This is a genomic window from Streptomyces sp. NPDC047982, from assembly GCF_043204165.1.
Classification (GTDB): domain Bacteria; phylum Actinomycetota; class Actinomycetes; order Streptomycetales; family Streptomycetaceae; genus Streptomyces.
The window spans coordinates 177,499-196,342 of sequence record NZ_JBIDBS010000003.1; the positions used below are offsets into that span (position 1 = coordinate 177,499).

Annotated in this window: 10 protein-coding genes and 1 pseudogene; 7 read left to right on the forward strand and 4 right to left on the reverse strand. The window is 69.5% G+C overall.

The genetic code is table 11. The annotated features are described in order from the left end of the window. The first annotated feature begins 34 nt into the window (after positions 1 to 34). Complete coding sequence (locus ACGF2V_RS04515) at positions 35 to 460, forward strand: OB-fold nucleic acid binding domain-containing protein (RefSeq protein WP_389045199.1); 426 nt, start codon at positions 35 to 37, stop codon at positions 458 to 460. 3 nt (positions 461 to 463) lie between these two features. Beyond that, positions 464 to 1,243: a DUF3159 domain-containing protein gene (locus ACGF2V_RS04520; protein ID WP_362617784.1), complete on the forward strand. Its 780-nt coding sequence runs from the start codon at positions 464 to 466 to the stop codon at positions 1,241 to 1,243. A gap of 81 nt (positions 1,244 to 1,324) precedes the next feature. Here the strand turns inward: ACGF2V_RS04520 and ACGF2V_RS04525 are convergent, their stop codons facing one another. Both ACGF2V_RS04525 and ACGF2V_RS04530 read right to left on the reverse strand, forming a co-directional pair. Then, the gene (locus ACGF2V_RS04525) at positions 1,325 to 2,002 is read right to left on the reverse strand and encodes a TrkA family potassium uptake protein (protein ID WP_362617781.1); all 678 of its coding nucleotides are present in this window, start codon (positions 2,000 to 2,002) and stop codon (positions 1,325 to 1,327) included. Then, entirely contained in the window at positions 2,002 to 2,670 is a 669-nt protein-coding gene (locus ACGF2V_RS04530) for a TrkA family potassium uptake protein (protein ID WP_362617779.1), read from the reverse strand. The genes ACGF2V_RS04525 and ACGF2V_RS04530 overlap by 1 nt, the downstream gene beginning before the upstream one ends. Before the next feature lie 715 nt (positions 2,671 to 3,385). Here ACGF2V_RS04530 and ACGF2V_RS04535 point away from each other — a divergent pair. From ACGF2V_RS04535 to ACGF2V_RS04555, 5 genes and pseudogenes are all read left to right on the forward strand, one after another. Then, positions 3,386 to 5,434, forward strand: a complete 2,049-nt coding sequence (locus ACGF2V_RS04535; protein ID WP_362617776.1) for an APC family permease — start codon at positions 3,386 to 3,388, stop codon at positions 5,432 to 5,434. 145 nt (positions 5,435 to 5,579) lie between these two features. Further along, positions 5,580 to 6,908 (forward strand): class I SAM-dependent RNA methyltransferase, encoded by a 1,329-nt coding sequence (locus tag ACGF2V_RS04540; RefSeq protein ID WP_362705662.1) that lies wholly within the window; start codon positions 5,580 to 5,582, stop codon positions 6,906 to 6,908. Between the two features lie 43 nt (positions 6,909 to 6,951). Next, a pseudogene (locus tag ACGF2V_RS04545) lies at positions 6,952 to 7,664 on the forward strand (ISL3 family transposase); the annotation flags it as partial. Positions 7,665 to 7,770: 106 nt separating this feature from the next. Beyond that, positions 7,771 to 8,472, forward strand: coding sequence for a transposase (locus ACGF2V_RS04550; RefSeq protein WP_362705660.1), 702 nt, complete (start codon positions 7,771 to 7,773; stop codon positions 8,470 to 8,472). A gap of 74 nt (positions 8,473 to 8,546) precedes the next feature. Further along, positions 8,547 to 8,696 (forward strand): IS3 family transposase, encoded by a 150-nt coding sequence (locus ACGF2V_RS04555; protein WP_389045275.1) that lies wholly within the window; start codon positions 8,547 to 8,549, stop codon positions 8,694 to 8,696. A gap of 584 nt (positions 8,697 to 9,280) precedes the next feature. Here ACGF2V_RS04555 and ACGF2V_RS04560 read toward each other — a convergent pair. Together ACGF2V_RS04560 and ACGF2V_RS04565 are read right to left on the reverse strand one after the other, a co-directional pair. Beyond that, positions 9,281 to 11,524, reverse strand: coding sequence for a UvrD-helicase domain-containing protein (locus ACGF2V_RS04560; RefSeq protein ID WP_362705657.1), 2,244 nt, complete (start codon positions 11,522 to 11,524; stop codon positions 9,281 to 9,283). Beyond that, positions 11,521 to 18,447: a DEAD/DEAH box helicase gene (locus tag ACGF2V_RS04565; RefSeq protein WP_362705654.1), complete on the reverse strand. Its 6,927-nt coding sequence runs from the start codon at positions 18,445 to 18,447 to the stop codon at positions 11,521 to 11,523. Before ACGF2V_RS04565 ends, ACGF2V_RS04560 begins: the two co-directional genes overlap by 4 nt. Between the last annotated feature and the right edge of the window lie 397 nt (positions 18,448 to 18,844).

Here is an 18,844-nt window from a genome sequence, read left to right on the forward strand (position 1 = left end):
CACTCGGAGGATCTGAGACCGGTACCCTTCGGGTATGAGTGCTGCTCCTCGATTCGAGAAGTCCGGCAGGTCCGGCAAGGCGGAGAAGCCTTCCGGCCGCTTCCGGCGCATGCTCGAGCGACTGTCCAGCTCCCAGGAGGACCTGGAGTCCGAGGAGCTGCAGGAGGACTCGCAGGCTTCGGGCTGTACGCGGATCTCAGAATGCACCGACCGGCAGATCGTGAAGGTGACCGGTACGCTGCGGACCGTCACCCTGCGTCCGCGCGCCGGAGTGCCCGCCCTGGAGGCGGAGCTGTTCGACGGCACCGCCCCGTTGGACGTGGTCTGGCTCGGCCGACGTTCCATCGTCGGCATAGAACCGGGCCGCAGGCTCATCGCCTCGGGCCGGATCGCCATGAGTCACGGACGCCGGGTGCTGTTCAACCCCAAATACGAACTCCGACCGCTCGGCAAGGAGTAGCCGGTGACGTCTCTCGACAAGCCGACGTCCGACACGGACCGCACCACACGCACCGACCAGCAGGGGGCCGTCGCCAAGGCGGTCACCGAGGCAGCGCTCTTCGAGGCGTTCGGCGGTGTGCGGGGAATGCTGGAGACGGTCCTTCCCGGGCTGCTCTTCGTCACGATCTTCACCATCAACAAGAATCTGCACGTCTCGGCCATCGCGGCCCTGGTGGTGTCCCTGCTCCTCGTCGTCGTACGGCTGATCCGCCGGGACACCGTCAAGCACGCCTTCAGCGGTGTCTTCGGCGTGGCCTTCGGTGTGGCCTTCGCGATGATGACCGGCAACGCCAAGGACTTCTACCTGCCGGGCATGCTCTACACGCTCGGTCTGGCCCTCGCCTACCTGATCACCACCCTCGCCGGGGTGCCGCTGATCGGTCTGATGCTGGGTCCGGTGTTCAAGGAGAACCTCTCCTGGCGCACCAGGAACCCCGGCCGCAAGAAGGCGTACGCCAAGGCCAGCTACGCCTGGGGACTGATCCTGCTCGCCAAGTGCGCGATCCTCTTCCCGCTGTACTGGTGGGCCGACACCACCGAGCTCGGCTGGGTCCTGGTCGCCCTGAAGATCCCGCCGTTCCTTCTCGCGGTGTACCTGACCTGGGTCTTCCTCGCCAAGGCGCCGCCGCCCATCGATGTCTTCGCCGAGATGGAGGCGGAGGAACAGGCCGAGAAGGCGCGCAAGGCCCAGGCCCGTGAGGCGGCCGAGGCGCGTGCGGCGGCCCGCTCCCAGGAGTTCTGAGAGCGCCGACGGCATCGGCGGACACGAGGGCCCGGAACCGTGGAACAGGTTCCGGGCCCTCGGCGTCCGCCCGCCTGCCCGTCAGTCCTCCGAGTCGCCCCGGCAGACCGACAGCAGTTCCTCCAACTGCTCCTCGCGGGCCTGCGCGGCCACGAACAGCAGCTCGTCACCGGCCTCCAGCGTCTCCTCCGTGCTCGGCGTCAGAACCCGCTGCCCGCGGATGATGGTGACCAACGAGGTGTCCTCGGGCCAGGCCACATCGCCGACCTGAATGCCGGCCAGCGCCGACTCCGGGGGCAGCGTCAGCTCGACCAGGTTGGCGTCGCCGTGGCTGAAGCGCAGCAGCCGGACCAGATCACCGACGCTCACCGCCTCCTCGACCAGGGCCGACATCAGACGAGGCGTGGAGACCGCCACGTCGACGCCCCACGCCTCGTTGAAAAGCCACTCGTTCTTGGGGTTGTTGACCCGGGCGACGACCCTCGGCACGCCGTACTCGGTCTTCGCGAGCAGCGAGACGACGAGGTTCACCTTGTCGTCGCCGGTCGCGGCGATCACGACGTTGCAGCGTTGAAGAGCCGCCTCGTCGAGCGAGGTGATCTCGCAGGCGTCCGCCAGCAGCCACTCCGCCATCGGTACCCGCTCCACCGAGATGGCTGTCGGCGCCTTGTCGATGAGCAGCACCTCGTGCCCGTTCTCCAACAGCTCGCCGGCGATGGAACGGCCCACCGCGCCGGCACCGGCAATCGCGACACGCATCAGTGACCGCCCTCCTCGGGCCCTTCGGCGAAGGCAGCCTCGACCTTCGCGACCTCGTCCGTACGCATCATCACGTGGACGAGGTCGCCCTCCTGCAGCACCGTCTGCGAGGTGGGCAGTATGGCTTCGCCCAAACGGGTGAGGAATGCCACGCGGACGCCCGTCTCCTCCTGAAGGGTGCTGATCTTGTGGCCGATCCAGGACGGGGTGGTGTGCACCTCCGCGAGCTGCACACCACCGCTCGGATCGCGCCACAGCGGCTCGGCGCCCGACGGCAGCAACCGCCGCAGCATCTGGTCCGCGGTCCAGCGCACGGTGGCGACCGTCGGGATGCCGAGACGCTGGTAGACCTCGGCGCGCCGCGGGTCGTAGATCCGCGCCGCGACGTTCTCGATGCCGAACATCTCGCGGGCCACCCGGGCGGCGATGATGTTCGAGTTGTCACCGCTGCTCACCGCGGCGAACGCGCCGGCTTCCTCGATCCCGGCCTCACGGAGGGTGTCCTGATCGAAGCCCACACCGGTGACGCGTCGCCCACCGAAGCCCGACCCGAGGCGGCGGAACGCCGTGGGGTCCTGATCGACGACGGCGACCGTATGCCCCTGCTGCTCCAGGGTCTGCGCGAGAGCGGCTCCCACTCGCCCGCAGCCCATGATGACGATGTGCACCTTGTGCCTACCTCGCAGTCCTGGTCATCCGGCTGACCTGCGAAAACACCCTGCTCACACTTCTTCCTCAGCTTGCCGGGCAAAACAACGGGGCAACGGTCCGTCCCGTTGCCCAGGATGAGCTTATGCGGCGGGAAGCGCGAAGCCTCATCCGACCGCGCTTTCACCGCGCCCGCGACGGGGCCTGGAGGACGCCCCGTTCCGGCCACCGCGCCGTGCCGTGGAAGCAGTCGGTTCCGGCCACCCTGCCACGCCGGGCATCCGTGCGTGAGGGAGGTGCACGTGTCGGCGGACGCATTCCTGTGGGCGGGACGCGGCCCGCCGCCCGTCCCGACGGGATGATCACCGACCCGTGTACGAGGGGAAATCGATGACGGGAACGATCGATCTCGTGTCACGCGGAGAAATCCCGCGGGATTCCACGATTCTTTACGCACATTTGGAGGGGACAGCCCGCGCTCAATGGCTACAGCGCTTTGTTCCCCGGCGCCTGAGCACGCGCACGCCCGCGCCTGGCCGGGGCTTGCGGCGGTGCTCGAACGGAGTACCCGGCACCGGCACAGTGCCCGGTGCCGTTCCCGGGTGCCGTTCCCGACGACCGGGCGCAAGGATTTCGTTAAGGATTTCGTGGCGGTTTCGGCCGAGCGCAGGGAAATGGCGGGCCACGACGCACGCAGTTCTGCGACTTCCATACGGAACGCTTACGATCCTCTGCGTGTCCAAACTGACCGACCTGCCCAAACGGATTCTGATCGGACGGGCGCTGCGCAGCGACAAGCTGGGGGAAACGCTCCTTCCCAAGCGCATCGCACTTCCCGTCTTCGCATCCGACCCGCTGTCCTCGGTGGCGTACGCACCCGGCGAAGTCCTCCTGGTGCTGTCCATCGCGGGCGTGTCGGCCTACGACTTCAGCCCCTGGATCGCGCTTGCCGTCGTCGTCCTGATGTTCACGGTCGTGGCGTCGTACCGGCAGAACGTGCACGCCTACCCGAGCGGTGGTGGTGACTACGAGGTCGCCACCACCAACCTCGGGCCCAGGGCGGGGCTCACCGTGGCCAGCGCACTGCTGGTCGACTACGTGCTGACCGTCGCCGTGTCGATCTCCTCCGGGGTGGAGAACCTCGGATCCGCGATCCCGTTCATCGTCGAGCACAAGACTGCGGCCGCGATCGTGGCCATCGTGCTGCTCACGCTGATGAACCTGCGTGGCGTCAAGGAATCGGGCAAGCTCTTCGCCATCCCCACGTATCTCTTCGTGGCGGGCGTCTTCATCATGATCATCTGGGGTGCGTTCCGGGGCCTGGTCCTCGACGACACCATGCATGCCCCGACCGCGGGTTTCGAGATCAGGGCCGAGCACGAGGGGCTGGCCGGTTTCGCGCTGGTCTTCCTGCTGCTGCGGGCCTTCTCCTCCGGTTGTGCCGCGCTCACCGGTGTCGAGGCGATCAGCAACGGCGTGCCCGCCTTCCGCAAGCCGAAGAGCAGGAACGCCGCGACGACGCTCGCGATGATGGGGCTGCTGGCCGTCACCATGTTCTGCGGCATCATCGGCCTGGCCATGGCCACCGGCGTGAAGATGGCCGAGAACCCGGCCAGGGACCTGATCAGCAACGGAGTCCCGGTCGGCGCCGACTACGTCCAGGACCCGGTGATCTCGCAGGTCGCGGCGGCCGTCTTCGGCGACGGCACGTTCTTCTTCGTCGTCCTGGCCGCGGCCACCGCCCTGGTGCTCTTCCTGGCCGCCAACACCGCGTTCAACGGCTTCCCGGTGCTCGGCTCGATCCTCGCCCAGGACCGCTACCTGCCCCGCCAGCTCCACACCCGCGGCGACCGGCTCGCCTTCTCCAACGGCATCGTGCTGCTCGCGGGCGCGGCGATCCTGCTGACCTGGGTCTACGGGGCGGACTCGACCCGGCTGATCCAGCTCTACATCGTCGGCGTGTTCGTCTCCTTCACCCTCAGCCAGATCGGCATGGTCAGGCACTGGAACCGCCACCTGGCGACGGAGAAGGACCAGGCCAAACGCCGCCGCATGATGCGCTCCCGCGCGATCAACACCTTCGGTGCCTTCCTGACCGGCACGGTGCTCGTCGTCGTGCTCGCGACCAAGTTCACGCACGGCGCCTGGGTCGCACTCCTCGGCATGGTGATCTTCTACGCCACGATGACCGCCATCCGCAGGCACTACGACCGCGTCGCCGACGAGATCGCGGCCGACGAGACCCCGGCCGACGAGACCGTGCGGCCCTCCCGGGTCCACTCGATCGTCCTGGTCTCCAAGCTGCACCGGCCCACCCTGCGCGCCCTCGCCTACGCCAAGCTGATCCGCTCGGGCGAGCTGGAGGCGCTCTCCATCAGCGTCGACCCGGCCGAGACCAAGGCGCTCAGGGAGGACTGGGAGCGACGCGGCATCGACATCCCGCTGAAGATCCTCGACTCCCCGTACCGCGAGGTGACCCGCCCGGTCATCGACTATGTGAAGAACCTGCGCCGGGAGAGTCCGCGCGAGGTGGTCAGCGTGTACATCCCCGAGTACGTGGTCGGCCACTGGTACGAGCACTTCCTCCACAACCAGAGCGCCCTGCGCCTGAAGGGGCGGCTGCTGTTCACCCCGGGCGTGATGGTGACGTCGGTGCCCTACCAGCTGGAGTCCTCCGAGGCGGCGAAGCTGCGGGCCAGGAAGCGCGCCGAGTGGAGCGCGCCGGGCGCGGTGCGCCGCGGACCCGTGGAACGCAGGCCGAAGGAGCCCGCGAACAAGGGCTGACCGAAGCGGGCCCGGGGGCCCGCCGGCGCCCGGACCGCACGTGGTGAACGGCCGGACGACACCGACGTAGACTCGTGGGTCGTCGTCCGGCCGACCCGCAGGTCGTCGTCCGGTTGTCCACCACGAAACCTGGAGCCACCCCGTCATGCAGAACGAACCCACGTCGTCGCTGGTCGGGGAGGAGTACGAGGTCGAGGTCGGGCCCGTCGCACACGGCGGGCACTGCATCGCCCGCACCGCGGAGGGCCGGGTCCTCTTCGTACGCCACACGCTCCCCGGCGAGAAGGTCGTCGCCCGCGTCACCGAGGGCGCGAGCGATTCCCGTTTCCTGCGCGCCGACGCCGTACGCGTCCTCGAACCGTCCAAGGACCGCGTCGAGGCGCCCTGCCCGTACGCGGGCCCCGGCAAGTGCGGCGGCTGCGACTGGCAGCACGCCAAGCCCGGCGCCCAGCGTCGGCTCAAGGGCGAGGTGGTCGCCGAACAGCTCCGGCATCTGGCCGGCCTCACACCCGAGGAGGCGGGCTGGGACGGCACCGTCATGCCGGCCGAGGGCGACAAACTCCCGGCGGGCGAGGTGCCCGCCTGGCGCACCCGGGTCCAGTACGCCATCGACGAGGATGGTCGCGTCGGCCTGCGCAAGCACCGCTCGCACGACGTGGAGCCCGTCGAACGCTGCCTGATCGCGGCCCCCGGCGTCACCGAACTCGGCATCGAGAAGCGGGAATGGCCCGGCATGGCCTCGGTGGAGGCCATCGCCGCCACCGGCTCGCACGACCGCCAGGTCATCCTCACCCCGAGGCCCGGCGCCCGCCTGCCCCTCGTCGCACTCGACAAGCCCGTCTCCGTGATGCGCGTCGACGAACGCGACGGCGGCGTCCACCGGGTGCACGGACGTGCCTTCGTCCGCGAACGCGCCGACGACCGCACCTACCGCGTCGGCTCCGGCGGCTTCTGGCAGGTCCACCCCCGGGCCGCCGACACTCTCGTCCGCGCCGTCATGCAGGGCCTGCTGCCCCGCAAGGGCGACACCGCCCTCGACCTCTACTGCGGCGTCGGCCTCTTCGCCGGCGCCCTCGGCCAGCGCGTCGGCGAGAAGGGCGCGGTCCTCGGCATCGAGTCCGGCAAGCGCGCCGTCGAGGACGCCCGGCACAACCTCAAGGACCTGGACCGGGTCCGCATCGAGCACGGCAAGGTCGACCAGATCCTCCCGCGCACCGGCATCACCGAGACCGACCTCATCGTCCTCGACCCCCCGCGCGCGGGTGCGGGCAGGGCAACGGTCAAGCACCTGTCGGGCCTCGGCGCGCGCCGCATCGCCTACGTCGCCTGCGACCCGGCGGCCCTGGCCCGCGACCTGACGTACTTCCGCGAGAGCGGCTACCGGGTGCGGACGCTGCGGGCGTTCGATCTGTTTCCTATGACGCATCACGTGGAGTGCGTGGCGATTCTGGAGCCGGCCGCGAAGGGCTCCTGACCTGCGGTTTTGTGGGTGAGCGGTATGTGCGGTGTGGGCGTTAGGGGTGCCGACGGGGAAGGTGCACGGATACCACGTCCGGACGGTTGCGGATGTGCCAGTCGATGGCCGCCGGGTCGTGCTCAACGTCCGGGTACGACGTCTGGTCTGCCCGGTCCTGGGCTGCCGGCGGCAGACCTTCCGCGAGCAGGTCCCTGGGCTGATCGAGCGCCTTCAGCGCCGCACCACGCGTCTGACCAGCCAGGTCTCGGGGGTGGTCAAGGAGTTGTGCGGCCGGGCGGCCGCCCGGCTCACCCGGATACTGGCCGTGCCCGTCTCGTTCGCCACGGCGCTGCGGGTGCTGCGGGGAATCCCCCGCCGGCGGTGCGGATCCCGCGGGTGATCGGGGTCGATGACTTCGCCCTGCGCCGCCGTCACCGCTACGCCACGATCATCATCGACGCCGAAACAGGCGAGCGCATCGATGTCCTGCCCGACCGCGAAGCCGCCACATTGGAGGCATGGCTGCGAGGGAAGAAAGGGATCGAAGTCGTGTGCCGGGACGGCTCGGCCACCTACGCCGAGGCGATCCGCCGGGCCCTGCCTGACGCGGTGCAGGTCAGCGACCGCTGGCATCTGTGGCGGATCCTGTGCGACAAAGCCCTGGCCGAGGTCCGCGCCCACGCTCCCAGCTGGGCCGCCGTCAACCCGCCCCGGCCCGGCGGCGTCCGCGAGCAGACCACCCGCGAGCGCTGGCACAAAGTCCACGCCCTCCTCGACCTACAAGATCCATCTCACGGAGAGCTGTGACACTCCCACCGAAGCCGAAGCCGAAGCCGAAGCCGAAGCCGGTGTCCGGGGGGCACCGAACCTGACCACGGACGTGTTCACCACCGACGCCACCGTGCCTGATGTGAAGGCGACGGCTCCGGTCCAACGACGTCTCGCAGAGCGCGGTCTGAAGCCCGCTGAGCACTACCTCGATTCCGGCTATCCCTCGGCCGACATCGTCACCGCCGCCGGCCAGGGCGTCCGCATGGTCACCCCGGTCCTCCTGAACCACTCCGCCCAAGCCAAGGACGCCGCCGGTTTCGACAAGAGCGCCTTCACCATTGACTGGAAGGCCCGCCAGGTCCGATGCCCCGCCGGGAAGACCAACGCGCACTGGAACCCGGTCAAACAGCACGGGACGGACGCGATCGTCATCACCTTCGGCGTCCTGACCTGCCGCCCCTGCCCCTTCCGCGAGCAGTGCACCAGCTCCGTCCTGGGCCGTCGCATGCTCACTCTGCGGCCGAGAGAACCCGAAGAAGCCCTCGCCAGGGCCCGGGCCGAGCAGAAGACAGAGACCTGGAAAACGAAGTACGCACTGCGCGCGGGAGTCGAGGGCACCATCAACCAGGCCCTCGATATCACCGGCATCCGCTGGGCCCGCTACCGCGGGCTCCCGAAGGTCCGTCTCCAACACGCTTTCTCCGCAACCGCCCTCAACGTCGTCAGACTCGACGCCTACTGGACCGGCCACGACCAGCACCGCCCCCGCATCAGCCGCCTCGAACGCCTCGCCTACCGACTCACGGCCTGACTCGCGAATTGTGCAGAAGAGTCATCGGGCTCTACAAAACCGAGCTCATCTAGCCGCAGCGGCCCTGGAAAGCCCTGAGCGATGCCGAGCTGGCCACGGCTGAGTACGTCGATTGGTACAATCACCGTCGACTCCACGGTGAGATCGGCCACGTCCCACCCGCCGAATACGAAACCACCCACTACCAGAGCACGCAGAAACAGCAGGTCACAGCCACAATCTAGAGTCTCTACCGAACCCGGAACGGTTCAGGTCGTGGTGCCGGCTTCGCTCCTCTCCCTGAGCGACCCAGGGCGCTACAGAAAGCGCAAGACCTCAAGCGTTTGGAAATTCCTTCCAGAGAACGACCCTTCTCTCGCTATCCGAGACGGACAGGCGGGGCTGACCGGCGCTACCCGCTCTCGATGCCTTGCGCACGCTTGGAGAAGCTCCCGGTCAGGGCGCCAGAATTGCGCTATCCGGACCACGTCGTAGATGCCGGGGCTGGCGAGAAGAGTGGAGCCCGGATTCAACCAGTCGTTGCAACACTGGCTCTGACCGGCGACTTCAGCTGACCCGCTCTTGGCATACCAACAACAACGACCGGATTCCCCCCTAAGTTGCCGGTATTGCAGGTTAGTGACGTGGTTTCTGAAGACCTTCAGATGTCGCGGAAAAGAATCGGTGGCTCTGTGACCTGCTGCGCTCCATCTCCCTGACTGGCTGACCTGCGCAGATTGTCTTTCGGCTGTTTCACGGTCGTGCCGATTGGTGCGGCCGGAAGTCCCAGAGGGGCTCCCATCGGGTGTGGCCGTGGGATCTCCCGGTTCTATTCCTGTTGCGTCAGCGCGGGGCCCAAGAATGGACTGGGGTTGCCGTGCCAGAAGACATCCACGCTGTCCCGGGCCCTGGTGGCTGCGACGAACAGCAGGGACCGAGCGCGCTGCATCTCATGGCGATACCGCGCTGGATCGCTTGTGCGCAACCGGCTCACAGCATCGCGTGGAACCAGGCCGTCCGCGACGCCTGCGATGATCATCCGCTGGTATTCGAGTCCCTTGAACCGGAACATTGTGCCGATATGCACCCCGCCGTCCCCGTGCGGCCCGTCGGCACGGATCTCCACCGGTCGGATTCCATGCAACCCGAGCGTGTAGCCGATCTCGGAGGCCATCTGGTTCGTCGGCACGCAGATGGCGATCTGCTCATGTGGAATGCTCAGATCGGGGTTGGCGTCCCATTCCTTGATGAGGGCTGCGATGCCTTCACGCTCTGCGGTCCAGTCCGGGAACGAGTGCCCTGATGGCTGCCTTCCGCTGAGCACGGACCGGTAGCCGGCCAGTGTCTCCTTGCTGCCGTCGAGGTCGTCGTAGTCCGTCTCACCCAGCACGTCGAGTGCGGAGTGGAGGATCTGACGCGTCGTGCGGTAACTCAGACTCAGCTTGGACGACCGACCCCGGATGTTGATGCCCAGACTGCCGAGCGTCACCTGATTCTTGTAGATGCGCTGATGGGTGTCGCCGACGAGGAACAGGTCGTCCGCCTCCCGAGGGGCCATCGCACGCAGCATCTTCCAGTGCGCGGGGCGCAGATCCTGTGCCTCGTCCACCACGATGTGCCGATACCGGTAGCGCAGCCAGCCGCCCGAGCCGTCCTGGAGGTGGATGTTGTCGAGACCGCCGGCCTCCTCCCGCTGGCGTGCGATAGAGAGGATCCGCTGCTCGCGGCCCATCTCCAGACGTGCGGCGCGCTCGGCGACCTGGTCCCAGGTCTGCCGTCCGAGCCGGTCCAGGCGCTGGGCGAAGCGTTCCGCGAGCTGCCAGATCTCGGCGCGCTCACCGCGGGTGATGTTCCGGCCGCGTCCGGCCCGCCGGGCGCGGAAGTAGTCGGTGCGCGTGGCGACGGCCTGTCCCAGGATCACCTGGGTCCATTCGTCGTGCAGGAACTCGGGGTCCCAGCCTTCTTCCCCCAGCTCGTCCAGCATCGCCCGCCATTCCCGCACGGCCTGGCTGTCGTCCGTCACCTGCTTGCCGCTGCCCGGTTCGGCTTCGCGCACGATGCGCAGCGCCAGTTGGTCGACGTGGCTGACCTCGACACGGGCCAGCAGGTCTTCGCCGCCCAGTTCCAGCAGTCGGGACCGGAGATCCGCGGCGAGGTTCTTGTTGTAGGTGGTCAGCAGAACCGGCTTGTCACGACCAGGAGGCAGTTGCCCCACCAGATGACGTACCCGGTGCAGGGCGACGATGGTCTTGCCCGTGCCCGGCCCCCCGCCGACCCGGGCCGGGCCCGAGTAACGCCGTTCCACGAGCTTGGCCTGCGTGGGGTGGAGGAAGACCTTCCAACGGCTGAAGTCGCCGCCCTCCAGGGCCTCTCGGAGCGCCTCGTCGGACGTGGTGACCACCGTGGCCGGGCGCTGCGCCGCGGCCCGGAAGTCGTCGGGGTCGACCGGCTCGGCGGTGGCGACGGGCGTGGTCACCTGGTCGAGGACGTCGTCGTACGGCTTGCCGTCGAAGAGGGCGAGCAGCACCTCACCCGTGAGCTGGGGCGCGTACTCGACCAGACCCAGCAGCTGGTCCTCGGTGGTGAGCGTCCGGATGACCGGGAGCAGAGGTTCGGCGACTCCGAGGTCCGACAGCTGGGCGTCGGACCAGGCCGCGAAGAGCTCCTGTGGCTTGGCAGGTTCAGGCGTGGTCGTCGGGGTGACGGGCGGAGCGGGAAGGCGGCGAAGGATGCTCTCCTCCACGACCTCCAGGTCGACGTACTCGATACCACCGGTGACCTGGTTGACCCCTGCCGACAGCCGGTCGTAGACATCCTTGCGGTGTTTGACGGAGACGATCAGCCAGTCGTCGTCGGCGAGTCGGATCAACAGCGCCCGGTAGTCGTCGCTGACGCGCGCCGACCACAGTCTGCTGTCTCCCTTGAGCTGCTGGAGTTTGAGACCGGTGGTGTGCGGATTGGTCTTGAACTTGTGCTGGAAGTCGAAGAAGGCGCCCTTGACCGTGCGAGGGAGCTTGAGGATCTCCTTGTCGGCCTTGTCGAGCAGGCGCAGCGTCACGCCCGAGGCGGTCATCGTGTGTGCTCCCCGTCACTCGTGCTGTCGTGGTTCATGCCGTGGCCTCGTCCGAGCAACCGGGCGACCAGGTCTGCGGTGTCCCAGGCCGTCGCCGTACGGACCTCCCAGCCGGCTGCGGTGAACGCCTTGTCCCTGTCCATGGCCTCGTGGTCGGGCTCTGGGCCGTCCTCCCGGGCGGCGAGAACCACTGCGATGCGGGCTGCGGGCCAGGCCAGTTCGGCTTGCCATCCCCGCTCGTCCAGCTCGTAGCCGTCCTCGGGCGCCGGTACCCCGGCATCGGCCAGGGCCCGAGCCAGCTCGGCGAGGCCGGTCTCGTCGGGATCGAGGTATTCCAGCACCGGTTCCCACCCCGGGGCCCGGCCCACTGCCGGGGGCGTGGATGCCTCGGCAGCGGCGGCTGCCGGTGTGCTGTCCCGGACGGCGCCGACCTCCACCGCGGACGCGGCGGCTGCGACCGCTGTGGGCTCCGCCCGGATGATTTCGGTCCGGGTGGACGGCAGCCATCCTTCGCCGCCGGTCACGGTCAGCACCTCGGTGGCGAAGCCGTCGAGCAGGCTGGTGGTGAGCTGGGCGCTGTCGCCGCCTCCGTGGTCCAGGAACTGCAGCACGTTGCTCCAGTACAGCCAGGCCCGCCAGCGCCGCCGATGGGCCGGTGCGTCGGCCATGGCCTCGACGCTGTCGTCCAGGACCGTCAGACCCGTCCACACGGGCGGAGTGCGCCTGCCGTCCGCGGCCAGGACGAGCTGACAGCCGGAGGCGTCAGGCCCGTGTACCAGCCGGATCGGCCCCGCAGAGCCCGTGGCCGCTCCGCCTCGCAGCGCCGATTGAAGGGCAGGCCCGAGGTCGGCGGTTCCGAGGGCGGCGCCTCGGGTGCCGGCGGCGCCGCTGAGTCCTGCGGCGGCCGCTTCGGCCCGCCGTTGCCAGCGTGAGGCGTCGGGCGAACGGAGGTACGTGAGCAGGAGCTGCGAGGGGTTGACCCAGACGGCGTCGGACAGCTCGCCGGGCAGCCCTCCGCCGATGCGGCTGTAGTAGTCGCGTGCCCGGTTCTGCGCCTCCGCAGGGTAGGGCTCCCAGACCGGGTCGGCTGGACCCGCGCCTGCGTATCCGGTGTCCCGTACGCGCTCACGCCACTCCTTGACGTCGTCGTACGTGAGCTGGAACACCCGCAGCCCCTCGCTGCGCAGCCCGGTTCGCTTGGTGGCGTCGTCGGCCAGCCGGTTGTGCGCGGGGGTCGCGTGATAGGCGTAGCCGTCGAGGTAGACGGCTACGCGAGGGCTGGGCGCGTCGAGGCGTTCGAGGAGTATGTCGGGCCGTGTGCCGTCCAGCGCGCGCTGCTGCGAGACACGCCAGCTCACGGTCGTCCCGTCGTCCCCCGTCAGCCGCAGGTCGAGGGCGTACGTGCCGGCCGATGTGGTGTACGCGTCGGCCGCGGCCCTGGACTCGGTGAGCCTGGCCCACTCCTGGAGCGTGTCGATGAACATGATCTCGAGGTCGCTCTCGGCCTGCCGCTCCAGCGGAATGTGCCGGGTCGTCGCGACGGGTGACGTCCGCCAGCGCGTGCCGTCCTCGCCGAGGAGATCCTCCAGCATCTGCCGCACCTCATTGCGGCTGACCTTGTCATAGTCGGCCGCCGGCACACGGCGCAGCAGACACTGGTGACAGCCGTCGAGTCCCTTCTCGCGGCAACCGCAGTTCTCGATGACGTCACGGGCCTTGAGCAGCACCTCCCGGAAGCCGTCGGCGGACGCGAGCCGGTGCAGGTAGCCGGTGCCTCCCGGCAGGCGGTCGTAGACCACGAGGAACCGCCGCGGCCAGTCGGCTCCGTCGCTGTCCGCGTGGTCGGGCATCGCCGCCTCGGCGATGTCGATGTGGTCGGGATCGCCGCCGTACTGCGCCGCGATGCCCGCGAACAGCGCGGCCGTGAACGACGCCAGCCGTTCCTTGGCGCGGGCCACGGAAGCGGGGAGCAGCACGCGTACCGCTTCCGTGCTCAGCTCGTGCGCGAGCAACAGCGGTACGTCCTGTCCCTTGCCCTGCTGCTCGTCCGACCCGGCTGCGGGGGTTCCCTTGACCCGGCGGCGCGGACACCACAGCAAGTGGTGGGCGGCGGCCGAGGTGCTCGCCGCCCCGGAATCGGTCAGCGCGTGCTGCGGAACGTCCACGACGGGACGCCCCTCCGCCGTCGCGCCACCGCAACTGGTGCACACGTAGAAGGGATTCAGCCGCACGTCCGCACCGGCGAGCGGCACGGTGCTGCTGCCCTCTTCGCGGTCCAGCCCCAGGTTGAACGTACGGATTTTCGCCTGTCGGGTGAAGTCCACTCCAAAGACGGCCGTCTCGTGCCGCCAGGAACCGGGGGTGATCCGCTCCGGGTCGATGTCGACCGTCGTCAGCACCGCGTAGCGCCGACGGTCCCGCTCGTCACGGTCGTCCCGTACCCGGGCGTCGTCCCGCTTGTCACGCGAGACGACGCGCCTGGGCTGGAGCACGTGCTGCACGCAACCCGCGTCGGCTATCTCCCGCCCTCCGCAGCGAGGGCACGGGCTGGTGTCCTTCCTGGCGTTGTGCGTGCGGGCGTACCCGCATGCCGGGCAGAGCCGCCACTCCGCCCAGGCCCGGCGGTCCGGGGCGCCGACGTCGAGCGCGCGCACCACGTGTCGGTAGCCGTTGACGTAGAAGCTGTTCCCGGGAGCCAGTTCGGTCAGGGCGAGCTTGCGGGAGCGCTCGTAGTCCCTCGTCTCGCTGCGGTACACCCGCTTGGCCGGGTCCCCCGCCGGGTTCTCCGACCGGGTGTCCTCCTCGTCGTCCGGTGTCTGAGTCCAGTACAGCGTCGCTTCCAGCTGCGTGGTGGTGTCGGTGAGGCTGTAGTTCGGCAGCAGACCGAGTTCCACCAGGGTGCCGTGCGCACTCGACTGGCTCAGCTCCCTCAGCAGATCCCCGGCGCTGCGCCGCTCGGCGAGCAGCTCCCGGCGTTCGCGGTCCTGCACGACGTCCGTGCGGACCAGATGCTCGGCGGCCTCGTCGATCGCCGCGATCCTGCGACGGAGCTCCTCGCGCCGCCCGGTCCAGTCCTCCTCCGCCTCCTGCAGTGCCCTGACGATGCCGCCCGCGGCGTATGCCCTGAGTTCCTCCGCCGCGTAGGCCGACACGCCGCCTTCGGAGTCGTCCCCGTCGCTGCCGGCCCGGAACAGGGCGAGGAACTCCTCGACCAGCGTGGCACCGTGGGTCTGCGCGGCGTCCGTCAGGTCCTGGCACCAGCCCGTGGTGCCGAACAGGGCGGAGGACAACCGGGGCACCGGCGCAAGGAGTTCGCCGTCGGACGTCCGCAGCTCGCCGCGGGCCGCGAGATCCAGCAGCCGTGCCGTGTACTGACGGCGCAGGATCTCCACGGCCGACAGATAGCAGCCGGGGGGAAGGATCGTCCCCGCGATCATCTCGCGCGGCTCGTCCAGGTAGTACAGATCGCGGGCCCGGCGCCCGCCGAAGGCGACCACCAGTGCATTGCCCGTACGACGTCCGGCACGGCCCGCCCGCTGCACGTAGTTGGCCGGCCCCTTGGGCAGGGAGCCGAGGAGGACGGCGGACAGCTCCCCGATGTCGATGCCGAGCTCCAGCGTGGGGGTGCACGACAGCACGTTCGGGTCGGTGTAGTGCGTACCCGCCTTGAAGCTGCGTTCGACCTGCTCGCGCTCCGGTCTGCTGAGCATGCCCGTGTGCTCCGCGGTGACCACGCGGAACGTCCCACCGGTCAGATAGAGACGGCGGTAGTAGTCCCCGGTGTAGTCCCGCTCGCGGACCGTCGAGCCGAATCCGGAGGTACTGGACCCACTTCGTGGCATGCCCGGCTGTGGCACGGTCAGCAGTCCCTTGCACCGGTAGCGGGGGCACGGGTGCCCGTACCAGCGGGTGCGGCGCTCCGGCGCCACCACCTGCTGCCAGCCGCAGTCCTCGCAGCTGACGAAGGCCTTGTTGACGACGGCGTCGTCGAGCAGCCGCGCCTCGATGTGCCCCGGCTGCAGGCCGTAGAGCCGCGTCTGCCGGTCACGCGTGGTGCGCACCGCGAGCACCCGCTCGTCGGCGAGTGCGGGCAGCAGCCGGCGCAGGTACTCGGTGGCACCTGCGGCCTCCAGGCCCAGACAGCGGCGGGTCCAGTCCTGGTACCAGCCCAGACGCCCGGTGATCGCGTCGAACTCCGACTTGTCCTTCTGCCCGTCCAGAAGGAAGCGGGGAGGAGCGACACCCTCGGGGAACGCGGGCATGCCCTCCGGCCTGCGACCGGAGATGAGGTACCGGTTCGTGCCGGCTTCCTTCATCCAGGTGGCGAGCCAGCGGTGGTGCACCGCGCCTCGCAACCGCAGGCGCTCCAGCAGGCCGCGCACGTAGGCGAGGTAGCGGTCGGGCGTGGGCAGCCCGCCCGTGACGAGGAGCTGGCCCGGCAGGGACAGATGGATGTCGCGGGCGAGAGCCGTGACGCGGTCGGGTTCCGCGACCACCACCTCGGCCGCGGCGGTCCGTGTCAGTTCCAGGGTGCGCCCCATGCGGCTGCGCAGCCCGAACTCCATGACGGTGGCGAAGGCGAGACGTTCGCCGATCAGCTTCCATGTCCGCGCGTCGCCGGTACCGCGTCCCGAGAGGAGGCGGTCGACCCCGGGCTCGTCATGGAGGTCGGGAGGCACGACGGCGGCCAGCGCCTCGGGATCGTCCACCGATTCCAGTACATGCCCGATCAGGTCGTTGAGCGCGGTCGGGGCACCCGACTCGTCCAGGTTGTGTGCGAGCAGCGAGCGCAGCGAGAACGTGTACGAGGCGTTCGCGACGTATCCGGCCCGGTGGGCCGCGTCCTGGGTGGAGTCGTTGAAGAGCAGCGTCTTGCGTTCTTCCGGTACGAGCGCGATGTCGCCGCCCGTGAAGAGCTGGGTGACGGTCGCCGAGGCGAGCGCCGCCTGCGCGGTACCGAGGAAGCGGATGCTGTTGTCGGTGTGGCAGGCCGGGCAGCGGTCGTCCTTGGCGGCCCGGTCGGCCGATTTCTTGTCGAGCACGGCCAGGGCGAACCAGGCGTCGATCAGCTCGCCCGCGTCCGACGGCGTGGGCAGCCGGTACGTGCCCTGCCCGCCGTCCAGCACCACCACCGACAGAGGATCGACGCCGCCGTCCGACGGCCGCGCGCCGGTCAGCGCGTCCAGCGTCTGCTGCCGCTCGCTCTGCGTGGCGGCGATGAAATAGCGGATGCGCCTCTTGTCCCGGCCCACGGCGGCCCGCCAGATCCGGTCCTGCGCCATGAGCAGTTGCTGGGGATCCGCCTCGGGTGACAGGGCCGCCCAGCCGGAGCGGCCGCAGTTGCGGCAGTACACCGCCGGCAGATGCACCTCGGCGGGCCGGACCGCGGTGTCGGTCCCGGGCAGCGGCTGCGGCCGCGCGGAGGACGAGGGCCAGCCACCGGACGATCCGTCGGGCTCGTCGTCGGTGACCGGAGCTGCGTGCAGAGCGGCCCGGCGAGCCGTGGTGCGGTCGTCCTCGTACCAGCGGAACTCCGGGGTCGACCCGATACCCCGCAGCACACGGGTGACGGGCCGGACCCACAGGTGCGCCTCGATGTGCAGCAGCGGCCGGGGGCGGCGTTCGTCGGATTCCGGGTCCCGCGCCGCCGACAGCAGGGCGACGAACCGGGACAGCGCCTGAAGGACGAGCTGCGGATTCTCCCGCGCCGTGCGCCCCCACGCGTATCCGAAGCGGGCCAGCCGGTCCCGCAGCCCCCACTCGTCCAGTGGTTCCCCGCCGAGCAGCGACAGCACGCCGTGGGTGAAGTCGTGGCGCTTGAGCAGCCTCCCGATGCGGAAGGCATCGAGGCCGGCGTGGCCCAGCAGCCTCTCGGCCAGTCGGTCCAGGTCCAGCAGGCCGGGTTGGGCCTCCACGCCGGGACCGCCGGAGAAGTCGATGACCTCCTGCGGCGTCGGCGGCTCGGGGAGTTCGTAGTCCACGGCGCCCGTGAACTCCTCGGCCGACATCCGCTCCTCACCGACCACGGCGTCGGCCGGAAAGGGCATCCCGAACACCCGCGACGCCACGTCGAGGATGCCGCCGGCTTCCATGCCCGGCGCACCCTCACCCAGGGTCGCGGACGTCGCCACCGGGCAGATCGACCCGAGCGGCCTGCCCGGCCGTGACGCACCGGTCGCAGCGGCCAGCCGTCGCAGCAGCATGGCCACATCGGTGCCCTGTGCCCCGTCGTACGTGTGGAACTCGTCCAGCACGACGTACGTGAGGTCGGCGTCCTCCCACAGCGAACGGTCCTCGCCCCGCTGGAGCAGCAGGTCGAGCATCTTGTAGTTGGTGATCAGCACATCCGGCGGCGACACGCGCATCTCCTCGCGCCGCGTCATCACCCGGCGGAAGTCGGTGTCGGGCCGGTCACCGATGTACAGACCGGCCGTGACCTGCGCCAGCTCCGGGCGAGCCAGATAGTCGCCGATGCGGCCGGCCTGATCGGTGGCGAGCGCGTTCATCGGATACAGCAGGACGGCCTTGACGCCCCGGTGGCCCTGCGCCCGTCGGCGGCGGCAGTGGTCGAGCACCGGGATGAGGAACGACTCCGTCTTGCCGGATCCCGTCCCTGTGGTCACCAGCGTCGGCCGAGCCGGGCCGTGCAGCGTGGACAGGCGCGCCCATGCCCTGGCCTGATGCCGGTACGGGGCGAAGCCGGGGAACCCTGCCGTCCACTCCAACTCCCGCTGCCAGCCGTCGTCGGCCACATGGAACGGCGTCCTGATCCGGAGGTACGGTCCCCGGAAGATCCCCGTCTCGGGGTGCCCGAGGAAGCGCTCAAGGGCGCGCCGGGTGCCCTCGTCGGCGAGGGCGTACGTCGTCGTGAGGTACTGCGTCAGACTGCCGCGCAACTGGGCGGCGGCCATGGTGGGCTTCACGACGGTCTCCCTTGCCTTGCCGATGCCCGGTGATCGATACCACCGTATAGAGGTTCCTGAGTTCCTGTGCCGCGGGGCTACGCGGCCTCGTGCCAGGTCGCGATGCGAGGCCGGCACACATGACGACGCCGACGAGCCCGGCCTCGCCGGCTACGGCCACCGCATACCTCTTGATCTTCTGGAACCGCGGCCGGAGCTTCGCCCGGGCCGTGGCCGACAAGCGGTGCCACGACAGACGCACCGTCATATACGTGCAGACGTCGTGCAGTTCGGCTGCCGGGCTTCACGAACAGTACCTCGCTGGTCACAGCGCCACCACGTTCTTGAACGTTCCAGCCACGAAGGCCGAAAAGGCGTCATTACGTGCGGGGGCGATGAGGCGGATCCTGAAGCAGGG